This is a genomic window from Paraburkholderia fungorum (assembly GCF_046027605.1).
Lineage (GTDB): Bacteria > Pseudomonadota > Gammaproteobacteria > Burkholderiales > Burkholderiaceae > Paraburkholderia > Paraburkholderia fungorum_F.
Window position 1 is genome coordinate 35,073 of record NZ_JAQQEF010000007.1, and the last position, 15,752, is coordinate 50,824.

The window sequence follows — 15,752 nt, forward strand, 5'->3', positions numbered from 1 at the left end:
TCGCTCTCGTGACCCTCCTCGTCATGCTCGGAGGAAGCCAGCGATATGGCCCGGTTAGTAGCCGCCGCCCGTAACGTCGTGCAGTGGCTGGCATGCCTGATATCGGAGAGAAGACGGACTAGCTGTCGTGCTGTTCTGCGTTTCATTACTCACCCCCGCACTGCACAAATAACTTCAGAAAACACTTTAACTCTATGCCTGGATAGGGCGTTGCTGAAATGGTTTTGACTAAATAGCAACAGTTGCGCTTGCAAAAAACAGAGACGCAATCTTTGTACCTTCCGACTTCAATGTGCGCGCCTCGAGACGTCCCGGTCTGTACGGTGGCGAGCGAATGGCGTCGACGAAAAGGTTCGCCGCCGCTGGGCGCAATATGGGCAGCTACGCAAGTTATCCACAATGACCTATGAATAACTTCGGGATAGCGCATCGGAGAGCCTGTGCGCGGATTCTTGATAAGGCGCGGCGGCGGACAAGCCCCGTCAAAGTTATCCCAGCTTTGCAGTTTTTCTACAGTGATGTTCCGCTGGGTTGTGGTTTTCCCATCACCTTGATGTAACGGCGAATTTGAGAGTTATCCACAGACGGGGTTAACCCTTGTTAACTACTACTACATATATATATGTATGAAGTAAAAGACATAGGATAAGTACCGCAGCGTGATGAGATCAAAGGCTGATCAGGTCTTGATCGGCCCGGATCCGCAGTCTCAAGAAGGCGTCAAGGTGCGACGCCGGCTCCGCTTGCAGGTTGCACGGAAGCAGCCTTGTCGATTGCATCCGGCATCTCGGGAACTGGCGTGGGAATCGACGCTTCGACCGGCACGGGCAACATGCGGGTCTCAATGCGGCTGTTTGCAACCGGCTGCGTGCGCACCACGGTTTGTAAATAATGATCGACGAGACCGAAAAAGCGGTCGTAGAACTTGCCTGATGGGATGGTCTCGCTCGAAATCTTGACCATCGCATCGCTGTTCGAGCGGATCGGCAGTGACAGTGAACCGAGCACGCTCAGTCCCACACTTGCCGAGGTATCGCTTTTCTTCAGCGCAAAGCCGTTCTGGACAGCGTTGACGTAAACGATGCTCGTATCGCTCGCCTCTTCCCCGGGCGTACACACCACATGAAACTCGACGACGATGTGCGAATCGCCGGTCGGCTGAAAATTTTTCGTTCCGTCTACCGTATCGGTGCGCGTCATCGTCGTCAGATAGCCTTGGCTCAGCAGCGCGCGGCGCGCGGCCTCGCAGGTATCCGTAGTGTTTGAGTTGAAATTTCGAGCGTAAGGGCTTGCGCCTGTTTCGAATAATTCCTGCTGGAATTTCGGCTGTGGGGCGCTGCTACAGGCGGCAAGTGTCAACAGGCCGAGCAGCGCAGCGGCAGTGGCCCTGGAAAACGAGATAAGCATGGTCGATCGGAAAAGGCGCAGCGTGAGCTCGAATGGGAATGCATTGTAGAGCGGTTGCCAACTGCGCGTAAAAGGCGCGCAGCGCACGCCCCGCGCCGCCTTATGCGGCGTAACAACTCATCTCCGCGGGCTTCAGTCAGCAAGCGCTACAGAGACTCAGCTACAGAGACTCAACAAGAGGAAGGAAGCTTCAGTTCAGTGCGGCGTCGCAGGCGAGGCGTTTTGCAGCGCCGCGACGCCCTTCACGCCGGGGCCATTGGTGGCAGGTATCGTGAAAGCGTCGGCCCAGTTATCCGGGGCCGCACAGCGGTCGGCCTCGCACAGAGTGCCTAGCTCGTCCGGACGCGATGCGACGTCCTGTGGCGCAGCGACGCCGGCAAAATCTTCGACGCGCAAGCTGACCTTCTGCGCGTAGGCCTGCGATCCGCCATAACTCTTGAGTGCGGCGTTCATGTCGCCATTTGCAGAGCGCATGTAGCCGTACAGGATTGCTGAGCCCACCTCGATGTTAGTGGTCGGCTCCGTGAGGTCCTTGACGTTCCTCAGCAGCCCGCGATGGGCGCCCGGCACCACCTGCATGAGCCCGGTCGCGCCATTGGCGCCCTTGGCTTTTTCCTTGAAACGGGATTCGATCGAAATGATCGCCAGCAGCAGTGCCGGCGGAAGTGAATATTTCGAAGCGGCGGACTGCACCGCGTCAGAAATCTTTTGAGCTTTTTCCTTCGCCAGACCGAATTTCTGCGTCAGATACGCGGACATGCGGTCATTGTTTTCGTCGGCCGACGCGGCTTGCATCAGGCCGAGCGAAAGCACGATCAGGCAAAGTAACCGGCTCATAACGAAGGACAGGGAAGGAAAAAGGATTGAACCATTATAGCTCTGCCCCCAAAAGAGACACGAAACCGCCAAAATCCTCAGAGGAAAGCCCGCAAGATGGTGATTTCTGAGTGTGTGAACATGGGTGTTGCGGAAGATTTGCGTGCAAACACTGACTTTGCACGACAAGCCGAACGCCTGGAAGTTGAAGTCGTTGAGTCAGCAGATGAGAACCCTCGAAGCACAATTGATCGATATAGCGGGGAGGCGCAATTGCCGGCCACCGGATTGCCGGCCGGTTCTGTGTTTCCGAACCATAATCCGTTAGTTGCAATTCACACGGAGGCTTTAATCGAAGTTTGCTGAGCCATCACCGTCATTGCGCGTAGCGACGATGCAAGGCTGTCGCCACCTCCGCGAAACGTGCGCGCAACTCCGGTGGTGCCAGCACGTCGGCCTCGGTGCCGAAACGCAGCAACTCCGCGCACGCCTGCCTGACCGAACCAACCGGCAAAGTGACCGTGCGCCAACCGTCGGCGGGATCCGGCTCACCGATTTTTGCCCCAGAGCGTGCGAACGGCGAGACGAAAACTTCGAGCATCTGCATGCCCCATGGCGAGAGGCGCAACGTTGCCTCGCTCGTGTGCATCTCTTCGGACAAACGCCGCGTGCTGTCTTGCCAGTAAGCCGCCAGATCGAAAACGGCCGGACGCTCGAATGTTTCGTTCAGCATGCTTAATTCGAGAATGCGCGAAATACGGTAGATGCGGAGATCCGTGCCGACGCGGCCAACCACATACCAGGCCCCGCTTTTCAGCACGATGCCGAGCGGTTCGATGCAGCGAAACTTTTCGGCTTTCCAACTCTGATAACGAATCTGCAGCGGGTGCTGTTCCCACACAGCTTTGGCGATCAAGGGCAGATTCGCGGGCTGATCCGCTTCGGAAAACCAGGCCGGGGCATCGAGGTGAAAGCGCGAGCGCATGCGCTCCGCGGTCGAGCGCAATTCGGCCGGCAACGCTGCGAGCAACTTGATCTGCGCGCCAGCCATCACGGCGCCGAGTCCGAGTGCTTGCACCGGTCCGGGCAAGCCGGCGAGGAACAGCGCCTCCGCTTCCTGCGAAGACAGCCCGTTCAGACGCGTACGGTATCCATCGAGCAGACGATAGCCGCCCTCCGCCCCACGGTCGCTCTGGACGGGAACGCCTGCGGCGCTCAAGGCGTCGATGTCGCGATAGATCGTGCGCAGCGAGACGGCGCATTCGTCGGCAAGCGACTGGGCGGTCACACGTCCACGCGCTTGCAGTGTCATCAGGATGGACAGGAGGCGGCTGGCTCTCATATGGGCAAAGTGTAGGCATACCTGACACAAACTGACAGGTATGAAGGCCTAGTATGGCGGCATCCGGCGCCGGATAGATGGCGGCGTTCCCCACCGATATTCATTGACCAGGAAAGCTCCTGCCATGACCACAGATCGTACGATCACGCTGTTCCACTCGCCGCAATGCCGCTCTGTCAGCGCACTCACGCTGCTCGAGGAGCTCGGCGCCCCGTATCAGCTGAAGGTGCTGAACATGAAGGCAGGCGAGCAGCGCAACGCGCCCTATCTCGCGATCAATCCGCTCGGCAAAGTGCCGGCGATCCTTCACGGCGACGCGCTGGTCACCGAACAGGTCGCCATTTTTATCTATCTGGCCGACCTGTTTCCCGAAGCGGGTCTCGCGCCGGCGCTCGACGATCCATCGCGCGGACCGTATCTGCGCTGGCTGGTGTACTACGCGGCATGTTACGAACCGGCGCTCGTCGACAAGGCGATGAAGCGCGACCCGGCGCCGCTTGCCACCTCGCCTTACGGCGACTTCGATTCGATGCTCGGCACGCTGACGAGCCAGTTGCAGGCAACGCCCTATTTGCTCGGTGACACGATGTCCGCGGCGGATATCTTGTGGGGCATCGCGTTGCACTGGGGGATGATGTTCAAGCTGGTGCCCGAAACGCCGGTCGTGCGCGAGTATGCCCAGCGTATCTGCTCGCGGCCGAGCTTCATGAAGGTGAGCGAGCGGGACGCCGCGTTGGCGGCCGAGCATGAGGCGGCGGTCAAAGCCGCCGGATGACGCTGCTTACGGCGAGGCCCGTCGCGATGATCCGGGACGCAATGCACGCGGCCGCCAGCTCACTGACCGGGCTTCCGGTTGAATGCGCCGGGATTTGAGACAATGAAGGCCGCCGGTGAATGTCTTGCCGGGACAACTGGGCGCCACCTCGGCCTTGCATGCCGGTGCCGCCCCATTGAACAAGAGATGTTTTCAGGTATGAGCAAGACCTCATTCATTCCCAGCGTCCCCGCGACGTCGGAGGAAGATTTTGAAGTTTCGGCCACGTCGAAGCTGGCGGGCTACCGGCGTTTCTTCGGCGTGTTGAAAGTGGTGCGCACCACCGACGGCCGCGTGCTGTTTCCGTTCGACGGCGCGCCGGAGCTCGGCCCTTACGCGACCAAGCTGGAGGCCGTCGCGGCGGCGCAGGTATATGGCGAGCACATCGTCACTAGCGACCTCGCGCGTCCAGAGCTGTGAGCGGGGCAGCGTGGCTGAGGTTTTGTGGCCATTCAGATTGATTGCTTAGCCGGGTCGTTTGGGATTGTCATTTTGAGGTGGTCACTTCGGGAGCAATGGATGTCTCGTCCGCACAAAGTGCGCTCGTCGGCCGCGGTCGTGTGGACAGCGGCCGCGCTGATGGCCGCTTGCTGTCAATCCGGCTTCGCTCAGGACGCTGATGGCCATGCTGGTCAGACGGCGCTCGGAGAAGCCGAGGTCATTCACGCCCAGGTCCACATCGTCGCGATCTATGCGGCGACCAACAGCATCACGCTGCGTGGTCCGCACGGCAATCTGGCTGATGTCGACGTCGACCCCCGGTTGGCCGACGTCAGGAAACTGCGGGTCGGCGACACGCTGAATGTCGCATACCAGCAGGCGCTCCTGCTTCAAGTCGACAAGGTGACAACCAGGGGTGTTCGTGAACGCATCGAGACGACAGCGGCGATACCGGCTTCAGCGGGATACGCGTCGTCGGCGCATCGGGTGCAGGTTGTCGCGACGGTGCTGAAGATCGACCGCAAGAGCCGGATGGTGACGCTGCGTGGGCCGAAACATCGGCAGGTGCTGAGGGCGGCGGAGCGCATTCCGCTCGACGAGTTGAAAGTCGGGGATAGCGTGCGGGCGGAGTTTATTTCGGCGGCTGCGGTGGAGCTGGTGAGGGAGTGAGCGGTGGGCGCTCCCGTATGCGGTTGCCGAACGTAACGCCGCACTACATTGTTGAGCGGCTTTTGCGTACGCACGGAGAATCTGGTGCCCAGTCGGCGAGCAGCAATAGCCTGATCTAGTTCATACGGAAGGACATGAAGCTTTGCAACATGCCTTCCCAGGCGCCCCACCTCGTTTGAGGCGGAGCGCCGACCTTCTCAGAACAGGTACATACCGGCCACGAAAATCACGCCGGAAAACAGAAGCGCGGTCACGCAGTAGCCCATGATGTCCCGAACGCCCAAACCGGCGATTGCAAGTGCAGGCAGTGCCCAGAACGGCTGAGCCATATTCGTCCACGCTTCGCCGTAGGCAATTGCCATCGCGGACTTGCCGAGGTCCGCGCCAAGTGCCTGCGCTGCCGGCATAACAAAGGGACCTTGCACCACCCAATGACCACCGCCAGACGGCACCGCGAAATTGATAAGCGCCGAACTCAGGAACGCCAGAAGCGGAAATGTGTGGACGTTCGCGATGTCGACGAACCACTTCGTAATTACGCCAGCCAGCCCCGAATGGTCCATGAGGGCCTGAATGCCGGCGTAGAACGGGAACTGGATCATGATGGCGGAAGCACCTTTCGCTGCACCGGCTACAGCGCGCGCGTATGCCATCGGCGTCTTGTGAAGCACGATACCTGCTGCGAGGAACACGAGGTTCACGGTATCGATATCAAGAACGAAGCCTTTCTTGATGAATCGGATCACCAGAAACACGGCGCACAACGCCGCCACCAGCAGCGCCAGAATCCGGCTTTCTTCCATTCTCTCCGCGAACGTTGCGTTAGGCGGAAGTTTGCGTTCAACGCTTGGCGGGTCCTGCAAAAGCGCCGGGTCCACCGTGACGACGTCCTCCGGCTTCGGCATCATGAGTCGCGCCAGAATCGGCAACAGAATGATGAGGCCAAAGGTGATAAATGCGTTGTAGCCGGTGAATATGGTGTGCGATACCGGGATCAGACCTACTGTCTTCTCCATCGGATTGCCTTGGGTCGCGGCCACTAGCGGCACAGAGCCAGACAAACCACCATGCCACGTCAGGAACCCCATGTAGGCGCTTGCAACGAGGAGGCGGTAGTCCGTTCCCGGGACACGTCTCGCGACCTCACGCGCAAGCATCGCACCAAGGACCAGACCGAAGCCCCAGTTAATGGCACAGGCGACTCCGCCCACAAACGCCACCAGCATCACGCCTTGGCCGGGTGTACGCGCGGAGCTCGCCAACGCGACCAACATCCGTTTGACAGGGCCAGAGCTCGCCAATGCATGGCCGGTCACAAGTATCATCGCCATCTGCATCGAGAACGCGAGCAGATTCCAGAAGCCGGAACCCCATAGCATCACAAGGTCCGCAGGTGCCTTCGGCGTCAAACCAAGCGCGAGCGCGAAGGTCACGATGGTCAGGAGGATGGCAAAAATCAGGGGGTCCGGCAAAAACCGATGCACCACCTGAGTAAAGAAGGCGGAAATTCGCTGAATCAAGTGTCTACTCCTCGTCACCAAGATGAACTCGGCCTACTGTCATTGTTACGGGCGGTAAGCAGAGCGCGGCGATTCTTGCACACAACGAAAGATTCTGCAGCGACGAATGCCACGACTGTTGCCGTGGCTAAAGACAGCATCGATTGAGAGAGCCGCCCTTGGTGAAGCAAGCTGGCCACGGGTTTAGAACTTCTCGGCCGCGCACTTCGGAATTGCTCCGCCAGGTCGACGAAGTTAGCGATTCCCGCGCACGTGACTGGGTCCGCTTCCGCACACCATAACTTTTTAGCGTGGTGAGTTGCGGGATGGTCGCTTCGTCATGTGGTCCGCCGGTAGCATGCCCGGCAATGCATCCACAAAGAAATCTGCCTGTAGGGCGGCACCAGCCAGCACGTCGTACTGCGCGAAATCGCGCACACCGGCTGCCAACAGAATTTCGTCGTCGAGGAAGAAGTTTCCAGAACACTCTTTGGCTGGGCGCGTCAGAATATAGTGAGCCGCGTCGGCGACTATCTCAGGCCTGCGGCATGCGGCCATCATTTCTTTACCGCCAATCTCGTTTTGCACAGCAGCCGTCGCGATAGCGGTTCGAGGCCATAACGAATTGACCGCAACGCCTCGGTCTTTGAACTCTTCGGCAAGAGCCAGCGTGAATAGGCTCATCGTGTATTTTGCAATGCTGTATGCCGGAAAATCCTTGAACCACTTCGCGTCGCTGACCAGTGGTGGCGACAGCGTCAGGATGTGCGGGTTCGACGAATTGAGCAGGTGAGGCAGACATGCTTGCGCGCACACGAAGGTTCCTCTGCCATTGACCCCATGCATCAAATCGTACCGTTTGACGGGTGTGTCAAGCGTGCCGGTTAGTCGAATGGCGCTGGCATTGTTGACGAGGATATCGATACCACCGAACAACGCAGCGGTCTCGGCAACCGCCGCCTTCACGCGTTCTTCGTCGCGAATATCCACCACCAGCGGGAGTGCCTTGCCGCCAGCAGCTTCAACAGCAGCCGCCGCAGTATGAATCGTCCCCTCGAGACGCGGATCTGGGTCGGCGGTCTTTGCACAAATCACGATATTCGCGCCGTCGCGTGCCGCTCTGAGCGCAATCGCAAGTCCGATGCCGCGACTGCCACCAGACATGAATAATGTCTTGCCAGCAAGGGTCATTGTCGTCTCCGGAAGTTTTACAGAAGTATGCGCTTCCGGCGTCGTCGGCGCGCAGCGGCGGTACGCAGACCTCCTCCACCATAGAAATACGCGCGAACCCGTAATGGGCGGCAGGCAGCGCAATTGGATTGCCTTTTGCAATTGTGATTTGACGCTATCGGCATAGAAAAAAGATAGGCCACGTCTAAACTGAGTTTGTCAGCGGCGTGCGTCCCACCGGACTCGCGGCGTTCCTCGAATCCTGCTGGAGATTGCATCATGAAAACCAAACTTGTTGCGGCCTTACTCATTGCTGCTACCACTGCCATCGCTTCACCTGCGTTTGCCAGCGGTTATGGTCCGGCGCCTTCTTACCGGCCTTCGGTGGGCGCTCCTGCGTCACAGCGAGGCCAAAGTGCTCAAACCGTCGCGGCTGAACGCAATGATGCAGTTGGCTCTGTCAATGACTCGTATGGTGGCGTGGTGGCTTCAACCTCTGAGTCTGGCAGTCGTGAGCCGGCCGAGTCTGTTGGCCGTGTGTACAACGGCCACTAATCGAAGAACTGTTTGCTGACCGCGGCTGCAAAGAGGTAATCAAAATGTTGAAGATTTTCGAAGCTGCTGTGGAAGTGGGAGCGGTGATCCTGTATCTGACTCCCGCAATGATTGCGGACGCGAGGGAGCGCGAAGACGCCTTCGCTGTGACCATGGTGAATATCCTGCTCGGCTGGACGGTCGTCGGTTGGTTCGCAGCGCTGTTGTGGGCTCGACATCCGGTGGGCAAGCACAGTCTGAAGCACTTCACGAGGCGGGCGCAACGCAAGGTCGCAAAGGTGACGATTGATGCACTTGTTGCCCGAGTGGAAGGTCGCGCGGGTGCAATTCCTGTGTTGAACCGTCGGCTGGTGCCAATCGTCGCGCGTATTGATCTAAGCAACCGCCACCGGCACAAAGTTTAAGTGTGTTCACGGACCAGAGTTGAGCGTAGGCCGTGACATTTGAGGGAATGGGACCGTACAGAGCCCTTCATTCGAACTGTTGACGATGGAGAGAGTTTCAGACCATCCGATGCGTTTTGCTGGAGATTGAAAATGGATGTGCCAGTTACCGAAGAGCAAATTCAAACGCTCGCGTTTTATCTTTGGGAGAAGGACGGAAGTCCCGACGGACGTTCCCAGGAGTATTGGGGAAAAGCACGGCAGCAGCTAGGCGCAAACGGCTCGCTGGCAGAGTTGGAGTCAGATACCAGCCCGGTGTGAGTAGACCTCCCCAGCGGAGGTTCCGCGTAACTATCCAGGTGACGGCTGCCCGGCCGTGAGTGTTCTGGAAGCCATTGGCCGATGTCGATGGGCTATCCTGTTGCTCTACTACAACCTGGATAGGCCCCCGCGCGCCATGGCTCTCTCTCCGTTGCCTCCACTCGCATGTCTACAGGCATTCGACGCGAGCGCCCGTTATTTGAGCTTAACTCGCGCGGGACGGGAACTGCATCTGTCGACCAGCGCTGTAAGCCGCCAGATATCTCAACTCGCGATGCAAATCCCGATGTGGGACCTGCGCATCATCGTGCGGGACCATTTTGGAGCCGTCTCGCCAGCTGAGTACGACGTGGGCATTTTCTATCTGCGCAACCGCGAGGTTCCCGGAACACACATCCGGAAGCATGATTCCCGATAGCATTGACGTCGTCGTCACGTTGACAACCAGCAAGTCTCCGGTCTACACGCAACCGGCGCGACCTGGGCGTCTCGTCGTCGGTGTCGGCGCTTTCACAGCCGACGCCGCCGAAATCAGCAAGGAAACTGTGGACGGAAATTCTTTGGTCGTCGACGACCCGGTTGGCGCAAAGCATGAAGCGGCCGACCTGATCCAGGCCAAGGTCGATTGGACCTCAGTTCATTCGCTTGCCGGAGGCGTCCACCTGGTCGCTCGCGGTTCCGAATGGCGGATAGCAGCAATGTGCTCACCGATTTCATCGAAGCAAATATGAAAATGACACGCACCATTTCGACTGTTGAAGTCCACACCGGCGGTGAAGCGTTCCGCATCGTTACAAGCGGTCTGCCGCGTCTTCCAGGCGAAACGATCGTCCAGCGGCGCGCTTGGCTGAAGGAGAACGCAGACGAAATTCGCACGGCCCTGATGTTTGAGCCTCGCGGTCACGCGGATATGTACGGTGGTTACCTGACGGAACCGGTTAGTGCGAACGCGGATTTCGGCATCATCTTCATGCACAACGAAGGCTATAGCGACCACTGCGGGCACGGGGTCATCGCGCTTTCCACAGCAGCGGTCGAACTGGGCTGGGTGCAACGTCAGGTACCGGAGACACGCATCGGTATCGATGCACCGTGTGGCTTCATCGAAGCGTTCGTTGAATGGGACGGCGAGCACGCGGGCAATGTTCGCTTCGTCAACGTGCCGTCCTTCATCTGGAAGAAAGACGTTACGGTTGAGACGCCATCCTTCGGTCCGGTGACAGGCGACATCGCGTTCGGCGGTGCATTCTATTTCTATACCGACGGTCAGCCTCACGGGCTCGAAGTGCGCGAATCGTCGGTAGAGGAACTCATCCGTTTCGGCGCGGAGGTTAAGGCCGCTGCCAACAAGGCGTTCCCTGTCGAACATCCTCATATACCCGAAATCAACCATATCTACGGGACCATCATTGCAAACTCGCCTCGGCACACGAGCTCGACGCAAGCGAATTGTTGTGTATTCGCCGACCGTGAGGTCGACCGGTCGCCGACAGGCTCGGGCACGGGTGGCCGGGTCGCTCAACTCTATCTACGTGGGGAACTGAGAAAAGGTGAGACGTTGGTGAACGAGTCCATCATCGGCACGGTGTTCAAGGGACGTGTGTTGAGTGAAACGACCGTGGGTGACTTTAAGGCTGTCATCCCCGAAGTTGAAGGCAATGCATTCGTCTGCGGCTTCGCCAACTGGATAGTGGATGAACGAGATCCGTTGACATACGGGTTCCTCGTTCGATAGAGCAGCGAAGTAGTGATTGCTTCGACCAGGATGGATACACAATAGGCGAGCCAGTTGTGGCCAGCAAAGCCGCCGGCGGCGAAAAGGTCAGATAAACTCTCTGTGGACAGCATTCAACGCGACGGAGATAGGCATGACAAACGCATCCGGGGCGAATACCGGCCAGCACGCACCTCCTTCGGAGGCACTGCGGGTTCTGGCCGAATATCTTGAGCTGTCGCTCGATGCAGGCGCCAGCCTGATTGTCATGCGTCACACAAGCGATACTGCGACCATCTATATAGGCGACGCAGCGGGGCCACGGGAGGATTTGAAGCGGCGCGGAACGATTACAGCGTCGATTGCTAACGACATACAGGACGTGACGCGGGCGGGGGCGAACCTGATTGAAGTCGAAGGCAGAACGTACCGATTCTTTCGCAGCTTTGCGCACCTGGACGAAGATGCCGCGGTCGTATTCTCTTTGACCTAAGGGAATAGGTTTGGGGCGGCATGTGAGGCGTCAGCTCGAGAGTGCAGTCCCGCCCGCCGGGCCACCGCCGTTGGCAACGTTGGAAAGACTCGCGATCAACTCGCCAACAATCGGCGATGATGTCCTATGGAGCCATAGTGTCATGGACCGCTCTGAATTCCTCCTGAGCACGCGGCAACTGGCAGCGGCAGCCGAGATTCTTGCCAAGGCTGGTCCGCTGGATTCACGATTCGATGCGCTCCAGATGCTCGAGTTCTTTCGCCGGTACGACCACCCGGGTCTCAGCTTGAACGTCGTTGCAACCTCCAATGACGAGCTCTTCGCGAGCACAGGCCACGCTGCCCTGACAATGGCCGGCCGCGATGAGTTTGCCGCCGCGCATGAGCTTCTCAAGCAGGCTCGGTCGTTGTTGCCCGCGGTATGAAATGAGTTGCTGGGAGCCGAAGTCGCTATGTGGTCAGAGCGCGTCGTGGCAAAGCGCCATCATCCGCTGGACCATGGTGCTTGACCCGTTGAGTTCCATTTCGCTGGTGAAGAGCGCATTCACGCTAGACAGTCGGACTGCGACGCCAGCCTCGAGCAAGTCCTTCCTGGCAATCTTCAGAGCAAGTTGGCCGATACGAACCCTGTCCAGCCAGTCCATCTTTAGTTCATTTTTCTCTAGCCATTGGCGGCAGCACCCAACAACGTGGTCGACTCGCCATTCATTCGTCAGTGCGTACGACGCAGCGGCAATCGCCACCAGGAAACATAGCAAATCGGGACGCGCACTTTCGTGCTCTTTAAATTCAGGTTTGGTCATGTCTATCGGCCTGCCCGCTGCGGTTAAGCAAACCCAACACATGTGGGCGAGAACGCGCGAATCAATGTAGTTGTAATTGGCCCTTTTTTAATTGCAACCACATCGCTGGCGACAGGCGACAGATTAGCTCAAGAATCGCGTCTCAAGGGAGCGCGGCCCGTTTCGTCATGTCGCGCATGAGACTGGTGTTGCCGTTCGACAGCATGGAGGATGATAACGAGCGTGAGCCGATCGGTGCCGGCACTCGGCAGGAGCAATTCTCGCTCCCCCGCAACGAGCTTTCCGTCCTCTCGGCCACTCAGGAACTCCTGGTCAGTCAACGTGAGGGTTTGCAAAGGGATAGGAGTCAACTTGCATGTCAATTAACGGTGTCACAGTTACTGCGGCGGCTACATTACCTGAGGCGGGCAATAAGCCAGCGAATGCTGCGATGCCAGTCCCGCAGCCCACCGCAACACAGATAGCAGCGACGGCGACAAGTGAAGACACACGCGTTGGAATGGAATTAACGAAATCCTGCAAGACGCTCATGATGACGACCTCCCGTTGGCGCAGCCCTAGTTGCAACGACCGTGCCGACGGAGAGAGTAGTTTCTGTGCTGCCATTCGTGCCGGGCTGCCTGCCTTGTTGATGCCCGGCATGAGCGGGCGAAAGGACGACCCGGTGTTGGGTTCAGACGAACGTTTCAGCTTGTATGTTGCGTCTAAAGCCAACACGTACGCGAAGCGCGGGGCTAGGTCAGGTCACTAGTCGTCGCTCCAGCGGGGTGAACGTGGCGGCCGTCCCTACCTGGCGGGCCATGTGGTACGGCTGTAAGTTACCGATGGTGGCGGATAGCTCCCGACATCCATTCTGTGCGTGCAGCGTGGAATTGCGATTTCGGGGACGCATGCAGGCCAGGTGGGACGCAAGGTTCGCGACGAGCGATTCCATCAACGGGCGACCTACACAGCCATGTTATGGGAATCGACGCGAAGCACATTTCCCTCAGGCGCTATTTGCCGCGAAATCTCCGGCAAATCTGCCTGAGTTGGTGTCTCCGGATAGCGCGCATGAAGTCGATTTTCTATTACCTATCGCGGGAGCAGAGTAATGCAGTTGGCAAGCGGAGCGATGACACCAGCGCCACTATGGGACGTATCAGGGTTGGGACTCCGACGTTTGGGGCACAATGAGCTTGCATCTGCGCTGGAACTTCCTTGATTCAACAACCAATGAGACTTAAAACCGTTGTCGTTGTCATCGCAGTGCTAATCCTGTGCTACGTTGGGGCGGTTTTTTTGAAGCAAGTGTTGGCAAGAGGTCGCAGCGGCTGGTCTCGACCGCTGCATCGTTGCTATCGAGCCTAAAATATAGACGCTTGGCTCAACCCGGATGTGTCGGACCTGGAGGCGATGTACGCGATACTTGATGACAGAGACCCGCCGTACTACGAGCACAGACTTGCAGCATAGCGATTGGCTACCACCGATCGCTACGCCCGCCTCACTCCACCGTCACAGACTTCGCCAGATTCCGCGGCTTATCGACATCCGTTCCACGCGCACAAGCCGTGTGATACGCCAGCAGTTGCAGCGGTACGACGTGCAGAATCGGTGACAACAAGCCATAGTGCTCCGGCATCCGGATCACATGCAGCCCTTCATCATTCACGATCTTCGTATCCGCGTCCGCGAACACATAGAGCTCACCGCCGCGCGCGCGCACTTCCTGAATATTCGACTTCAGCTTCTCCAGCAGCGCGTCATTCGGCGCCACCGTCACCACCGGCATCGCTTCAGTCACGAGCGCCAGTGGCCCATGCTTCAACTCGCCTGCCGGATACGCTTCCGCGTGAATATAGGAGATCTCCTTGAGCTTCAACGCACCCTCGAGCGCGATCGGGTAATGCAAGCCGCGACCGAGGAACAACGCATGCTCTTTGCGCGAAAACTCTTCCGACCACGCAATGATCTGCGGCTCCAGCGCCAGCACGCTATTCAACGCCGCCGGCAAGTGGCGTAGTTGCTTCAGATACCCGGCTTCCTGCTCCGCGCTCACCTGCCCACGCAGCTTCCCAAGCGTCGCGGCCAGCACGAACAGGGCAACCAGTTGCGTCGTGAATGCCTTGGTCGACGCCACGCCGATCTCGCGACCCGCATGTGTCAGGAACGACAATTCCGTCTGGCGCACCATCGCGCTCGTGCCGACGTTGCACACCGCCAGCGTATGCTTGTGCCCCAGAGACTGCGCATGCTTGAGCGCCGCCAGCGTGTCGGCGGTTTCGCCCGACTGCGAAATCACCACCACCAGCGACTTCGGATTCGGCACCGACTCACGGTAGCGATACTCGCTGGCAATTTCCACCTGGGTCGGGATCTTCGCAATCGACTCGAGCCAGTACTTCGCGGTCAGACCTGAGTAGTAGCTCGTGCCACATGCCAGAATCAGCAGGTTGTCGATATCCGCGAACACCTTGTCGGCGCCTTCGCCAAATATCGACGCGTCGAACGAATCGGTTTGCGGGATCGTGTCGGTAATCGCGCGCGGCTGCTCGAAGATTTCCTTCTGCATGAAGTGACGATACGGGCCGAGTTCGACCGCGCCGCCATATGCCGCGACCTGGCGCACCTCGCGCTGCGCTTCGTTACCGTCACGATCGGCGATACGCACGCTTTCGAGCGACAGTTCACAAACGTCGCCTTCTTCAAGGAAGATGAAGCGCTCGGTACTGCCGGCAAGCGCCAGCGCATCCGAAGCAAGGAAGTTCTCGCCGTTGCCGAGTCCCACCACCAGCGGCGAGCCTTGCCGCGCGCCGACCACCGTATGCGGCTGATCCTTGTGCAACACCGCGATCGCGTACGCGCCGTGCAATTGCGCAACGGCTTCACGCACCGCCGCGAACAGGTCGCCGCGATACAGGCTGTGAATCAGATGCGCGATAACCTCTGTATCGGTCTGCGAGACAAACGTGTAACCCTTGCCTCGCAACATTTCACGCAGTGACTCATAGTTCTCGATGATGCCGTTGTGTACCAACGCGAGCTCATCTCTCGAGAAGATCGGGTGCGCGTTGTCGGTCACCGGCGCGCCGTGCGTCGCCCAGCGCGTATGCGCAATGCCCGTGATGCCTTCGAGATGACTCTCACGCACCTGCTCGTCCAGATCCGCGACGCGCGCGACGCTGCGAGCACGGCGCGGCCCGTCGTTACCGAGTACCGCGACGCCGCACGAGTCGTAGCCGCGATATTCGAGACGACGCAGTCCTTCGATCAGGATAGGAACGATATTACGTTGCGCAACTGCGCCGACAATCCCACACATGGCTTATTCCTTTTCAGTGCTG

Annotated in this window: 17 protein-coding genes and 2 pseudogenes; 12 read left to right on the forward strand and 7 right to left on the reverse strand. The window is 58.7% G+C overall.

The genetic code is table 11. The features are described from left to right. Positions 1-720 precede the first annotated feature (720 nt). The 3 genes from PQR53_RS13755 to PQR53_RS13765 form a co-directional block, all read right to left on the reverse strand. Positions 721-1,407: a DUF2242 domain-containing protein gene (locus PQR53_RS13755; RefSeq protein WP_408454399.1), complete on the reverse strand. Its 687-nt coding sequence runs from the start codon at positions 1,405-1,407 to the stop codon at positions 721-723. 195 nt (positions 1,408-1,602) lie between these two features. Then, the gene (locus tag PQR53_RS13760; RefSeq protein ID WP_408454951.1) at positions 1,603-2,244 is read right to left on the reverse strand and encodes a lytic transglycosylase domain-containing protein; all 642 of its coding nucleotides are present in this window, start codon (positions 2,242-2,244) and stop codon (positions 1,603-1,605) included. A gap of 355 nt (positions 2,245-2,599) precedes the next feature. Continuing rightward, positions 2,600-3,565 (reverse strand): helix-turn-helix transcriptional regulator, encoded by a 966-nt coding sequence (locus PQR53_RS13765; protein ID WP_408454401.1) that lies wholly within the window; start codon positions 3,563-3,565, stop codon positions 2,600-2,602. A 124-nt stretch (positions 3,566-3,689) separates the two neighbouring features. Here PQR53_RS13765 and PQR53_RS13770 point away from each other — a divergent pair, with 124 nt between their 5' ends. The 3 genes from PQR53_RS13770 to PQR53_RS13780 all read left to right on the forward strand — a co-directional run bounded on the left by PQR53_RS13770 (position 3,690) and on the right by PQR53_RS13780 (position 5,489). Then, positions 3,690-4,340 (forward strand): glutathione S-transferase family protein, encoded by a 651-nt coding sequence (locus tag PQR53_RS13770; RefSeq protein ID WP_408454404.1) that lies wholly within the window; start codon positions 3,690-3,692, stop codon positions 4,338-4,340. Between the two features lie 198 nt (positions 4,341-4,538). Continuing rightward, positions 4,539-4,799, forward strand: a complete 261-nt coding sequence (locus PQR53_RS13775; RefSeq protein WP_408454406.1) for a DUF6723 family protein — start codon at positions 4,539-4,541, stop codon at positions 4,797-4,799. A 99-nt stretch (positions 4,800-4,898) separates the two neighbouring features. Beyond that, the gene (locus PQR53_RS13780) at positions 4,899-5,489 is read left to right on the forward strand and encodes a hypothetical protein (RefSeq protein WP_408454409.1); all 591 of its coding nucleotides are present in this window, start codon (positions 4,899-4,901) and stop codon (positions 5,487-5,489) included. Between the two features lie 197 nt (positions 5,490-5,686). Here PQR53_RS13780 and PQR53_RS13785 read toward each other — a convergent pair whose 3' ends face one another. After that, complete coding sequence (locus PQR53_RS13785) at positions 5,687-7,009, reverse strand: TIGR00366 family protein (RefSeq protein WP_408454412.1); 1,323 nt, start codon at positions 7,007-7,009, stop codon at positions 5,687-5,689. A gap of 285 nt (positions 7,010-7,294) precedes the next feature. Continuing rightward, positions 7,295-8,179 carry an SDR family oxidoreductase gene (locus PQR53_RS13790; RefSeq protein ID WP_408454415.1) on the reverse strand — a complete coding sequence of 295 codons (885 nt, stop codon included), beginning with the start codon at positions 8,177-8,179 and terminating at the stop codon, positions 7,295-7,297. A gap of 258 nt (positions 8,180-8,437) precedes the next feature. Here PQR53_RS13790 and PQR53_RS13795 point away from each other — a divergent pair, with 258 nt between their 5' ends. The 8 genes and pseudogenes from PQR53_RS13795 (at position 8,438) to PQR53_RS13830 (ending at position 12,048) form a co-directional block, all read left to right on the forward strand. Continuing rightward, positions 8,438-8,713, forward strand: a complete 276-nt coding sequence (locus PQR53_RS13795; RefSeq protein ID WP_408454417.1) for a hypothetical protein — start codon at positions 8,438-8,440, stop codon at positions 8,711-8,713. A gap of 44 nt (positions 8,714-8,757) precedes the next feature. Then, on the forward strand, positions 8,758-9,117 hold the full coding sequence (locus tag PQR53_RS13800) for a superinfection immunity protein (RefSeq protein ID WP_408454419.1): 360 nt from the start codon (positions 8,758-8,760) through the stop codon (positions 9,115-9,117). 132 nt (positions 9,118-9,249) lie between these two features. Further along, positions 9,250-9,417, forward strand: a complete 168-nt coding sequence (locus tag PQR53_RS13805; RefSeq protein WP_408454421.1) for a DUF2934 domain-containing protein — start codon at positions 9,250-9,252, stop codon at positions 9,415-9,417. Positions 9,418-9,553: 136 nt separating this feature from the next. Beyond that, a complete protein-coding gene (locus tag PQR53_RS13810; protein ID WP_408454954.1) occupies positions 9,554-9,835 on the forward strand; it encodes a LysR family transcriptional regulator in 282 nt (93 codons plus the stop codon). Then, positions 9,816-10,067 (forward strand): annotated as a pseudogene (locus tag PQR53_RS13815) (delta(1)-pyrroline-2-carboxylate reductase family protein); the annotation flags it as partial. The gene PQR53_RS13810 and the pseudogene PQR53_RS13815, both read left to right, overlap by 20 nt. Positions 10,068-10,144: 77 nt before the next feature. Beyond that, positions 10,145-11,152 carry a trans-3-hydroxy-L-proline dehydratase gene (gene lhpH / locus PQR53_RS13820; RefSeq protein WP_408454957.1) on the forward strand — a complete coding sequence of 336 codons (1,008 nt, stop codon included), beginning with the start codon at positions 10,145-10,147 and terminating at the stop codon, positions 11,150-11,152. Positions 11,153-11,285: 133 nt separating this feature from the next. Then, the gene (locus tag PQR53_RS13825) at positions 11,286-11,624 is read left to right on the forward strand and encodes a hypothetical protein (RefSeq protein ID WP_408454424.1); all 339 of its coding nucleotides are present in this window, start codon (positions 11,286-11,288) and stop codon (positions 11,622-11,624) included. A gap of 142 nt (positions 11,625-11,766) precedes the next feature. Beyond that, on the forward strand, positions 11,767-12,048 hold the full coding sequence (locus PQR53_RS13830; RefSeq protein WP_408454426.1) for a hypothetical protein: 282 nt from the start codon (positions 11,767-11,769) through the stop codon (positions 12,046-12,048). Between the two features lie 33 nt (positions 12,049-12,081). Here the strand turns inward: PQR53_RS13830 and PQR53_RS13835 are convergent, their stop codons facing one another. After that, positions 12,082-12,426, reverse strand: coding sequence for a hypothetical protein (locus PQR53_RS13835; protein WP_408454429.1), 345 nt, complete (start codon positions 12,424-12,426; stop codon positions 12,082-12,084). A gap of 1,300 nt (positions 12,427-13,726) precedes the next feature. Here PQR53_RS13835 and PQR53_RS38945 point away from each other — a divergent pair. After that, positions 13,727-13,881, forward strand: a pseudogene (locus tag PQR53_RS38945) (SOS response-associated peptidase family protein); the annotation flags it as partial. Between the two features lie 31 nt (positions 13,882-13,912). On the opposite strand, the gene glmS reads toward PQR53_RS38945, so the two are convergent. Next, on the reverse strand, positions 13,913-15,730 hold the full coding sequence (glmS, locus tag PQR53_RS13840) for a glutamine--fructose-6-phosphate transaminase (isomerizing) (RefSeq protein WP_408454431.1): 1,818 nt from the start codon (positions 15,728-15,730) through the stop codon (positions 13,913-13,915). Positions 15,731-15,752 lie beyond the last annotated feature (22 nt).

Coding starts and splice junctions, on each gene's coding strand:
- PQR53_RS13755 (WP_408454399.1), bottom strand. CDS start 1,407: ATGCTTATCTCGTTTTCCAGGGCCACTGCCGCTGCGCTGCTCGGCCTG.
- PQR53_RS13760 (WP_408454951.1), bottom strand. CDS start 2,244: ATGAGCCGGTTACTTTGCCTGATCGTGCTTTCGCTCGGCCTGATGCAA.
- PQR53_RS13765 (WP_408454401.1), bottom strand. CDS start 3,565: ATGAGAGCCAGCCGCCTCCTGTCCATCCTGATGACACTGCAAGCGCGT.
- PQR53_RS13770 (WP_408454404.1), top strand. CDS start 3,690: ATGACCACAGATCGTACGATCACGCTGTTCCACTCGCCGCAATGCCGC.
- PQR53_RS13775 (WP_408454406.1), top strand. CDS start 4,539: ATGAGCAAGACCTCATTCATTCCCAGCGTCCCCGCGACGTCGGAGGAA.
- PQR53_RS13780 (WP_408454409.1), top strand. CDS start 4,899: ATGTCTCGTCCGCACAAAGTGCGCTCGTCGGCCGCGGTCGTGTGGACA.
- PQR53_RS13790 (WP_408454415.1), bottom strand. CDS start 8,179: ATGACCCTTGCTGGCAAGACATTATTCATGTCTGGTGGCAGTCGCGGC.
- PQR53_RS13795 (WP_408454417.1), top strand. CDS start 8,438: ATGAAAACCAAACTTGTTGCGGCCTTACTCATTGCTGCTACCACTGCC.
- PQR53_RS13800 (WP_408454419.1), top strand. CDS start 8,758: ATGTTGAAGATTTTCGAAGCTGCTGTGGAAGTGGGAGCGGTGATCCTG.
- PQR53_RS13805 (WP_408454421.1), top strand. CDS start 9,250: ATGGATGTGCCAGTTACCGAAGAGCAAATTCAAACGCTCGCGTTTTAT.
- PQR53_RS13810 (WP_408454954.1), top strand. CDS start 9,554: ATGGCTCTCTCTCCGTTGCCTCCACTCGCATGTCTACAGGCATTCGAC.
- lhpH (WP_408454957.1), top strand. CDS start 10,145: ATGAAAATGACACGCACCATTTCGACTGTTGAAGTCCACACCGGCGGT.
- PQR53_RS13825 (WP_408454424.1), top strand. CDS start 11,286: ATGACAAACGCATCCGGGGCGAATACCGGCCAGCACGCACCTCCTTCG.
- PQR53_RS13830 (WP_408454426.1), top strand. CDS start 11,767: ATGGACCGCTCTGAATTCCTCCTGAGCACGCGGCAACTGGCAGCGGCA.
- PQR53_RS13835 (WP_408454429.1), bottom strand. CDS start 12,426: ATGACCAAACCTGAATTTAAAGAGCACGAAAGTGCGCGTCCCGATTTG.
- glmS (WP_408454431.1), bottom strand. CDS start 15,730: ATGTGTGGGATTGTCGGCGCAGTTGCGCAACGTAATATCGTTCCTATC.